The organism is Actinomadura sp. 6K520 (genome assembly GCF_004349245.1).
Taxonomy (GTDB): domain Bacteria; phylum Actinomycetota; class Actinomycetes; order Streptosporangiales; family Streptosporangiaceae; genus Spirillospora.
Genome location: NZ_SMLC01000385.1, coordinates 1 through 1,597, shown reverse-complemented (window position 1 = coordinate 1,597; position 1,597 = coordinate 1). Strand labels below are relative to the sequence as shown.

Annotated in this window: 1 protein-coding gene; it reads left to right on the top strand. The window is 67.8% G+C overall.

The window, feature by feature from the left end; translation table 11 throughout:
* Positions 1-212: 212 nt before the first annotated feature.
* A complete protein-coding gene (locus tag E1289_RS37500; protein ID WP_131988925.1) occupies positions 213-1,544 on the top strand; it encodes an IS256 family transposase in 1,332 nt (443 codons plus the stop codon).
* Positions 1,545-1,597 lie beyond the last annotated feature (53 nt).

Here is a 1,597-nt window from a genome sequence, read left to right as displayed (position 1 = left end):
GGGGGTATTCCCTCAGGTGTGGAAAGTGATCTTGCTGGGGAGCAAGTGATCAGTGGGTGAAGCGCCCACGTTCTTCGGGGGGAGAACCACACGTCATGTCCGTGATCGACCGTGTCGACGGCACCACCTCAACCACCGTAAGCGATCTTCCGGCTACCGTGACGGAGGTGAGCGAGCCCGAGCACCACGGCGCACAGGACGAGCGGCGTCCGATCCGGGAGCTGGTCGATGACCGGCTGCTGGACGAGTTGCTGGCCCGGTCCCGCGACCAGGCCGGCGGGCTGCGCCTGACCGGCGAGGGCTCGATGCTCGGCGACCTGGTCAAAGCCGTCCTGGAACGCGCTCTGGAGGCCGAGCTGACCGCCCATCTGGGCTACGACAAGCACCACACCGACGGCTACGGGTCGGGCAACTCCCGCAACGGGAAGATCGCCAAGACGGTGCAGACCGGGGTCGGCCCGGTCCGGCTGGCGGTGCCGCGGGACCGGGCCGGGTCGTTCGAGCCGGTGCTGGTGCCCAAACGCGCCGGGCGGGTGTCGGGCGGGCTGGACGACATGGTCATCAGCCTGTACGCGCACGGCATGACGGTGCGCGACATCATCCACCACCTCGACCAGGTCTACGGCACCCAACTGTCGCCCGAGACCGTCTCGCGCATCACCGACCAGGTGATGGAGGAGGTCAAGACCTGGCAGCGCCGCCCGCTCGACCCGATCTACCCGGTGGTGTTCCTGGACGCCCTCATGGTCAAGGTCAGAGACAACCACGTCGTGCACAACAAGCCCGCCTACCTGGCGGTCGGGATCGACACCGACGGCGACAAGCACGTCCTGGGCATCTGGGTCCCCAAAGCAGCCGATGGACCGGCCGGCCCGCGCGGGGTCGGGGAGGGCGCCGCGTTCTGGCGGTCGGTGGTCGCCGACCTGCGCAACCGCGGCGTCCAAGACATCCTCATCGCCTGCGTCGACGGGCTCGCCGGGTTCGAAGACGCCATCTGCGCGGCGTTCCCGCACACCATCGTCCAATCGTGTGTGGTGCACCTGATCCGCAACAGTCTCCGGCCGGTCCCGCGCAAGCACCGCGCCCAGGTGGCCGCCGAACTGAAGAAGATCTACACCGCGCCCGACGCCGACGCCGCCCTGGACGCCCTCGCCGCGTTCGCCGACACCGACCTGGGCAAGCGATATCCGCAGAGCGTCAAGGTCTGGGAGACGGCGTGGGAACGGTTCACCCCGTTCCTGGCCTTCACCCCCGCCGTCCGCCGACTGCTCTACACCACCAACAGCATCGAGTCGCTGAACTACCAGCTCCGCAAGGTCACCAAAGCCCGCGGGCACTTCCCCACCGACGACGCCGTGGTCAAGCTGCTCTGGCTGGCCATCGTCAACATCGAGGACAAACGCGCCCGCGAACGCGCCGCCCGCGCCCAACGCGACGGCGCCCGCTCCGGCTACCCCGCCCGCCTCATCGAAGGCCAGAAAACCTACGGGTGGGCCGAAGCCCTCAACGAACTCGCCGCCGCCTACCCAGACCGCATCCAGTAAAGACAACCAGACCCACCACAAGATCATCTTTACACACTTCGAGTTACAAGCTC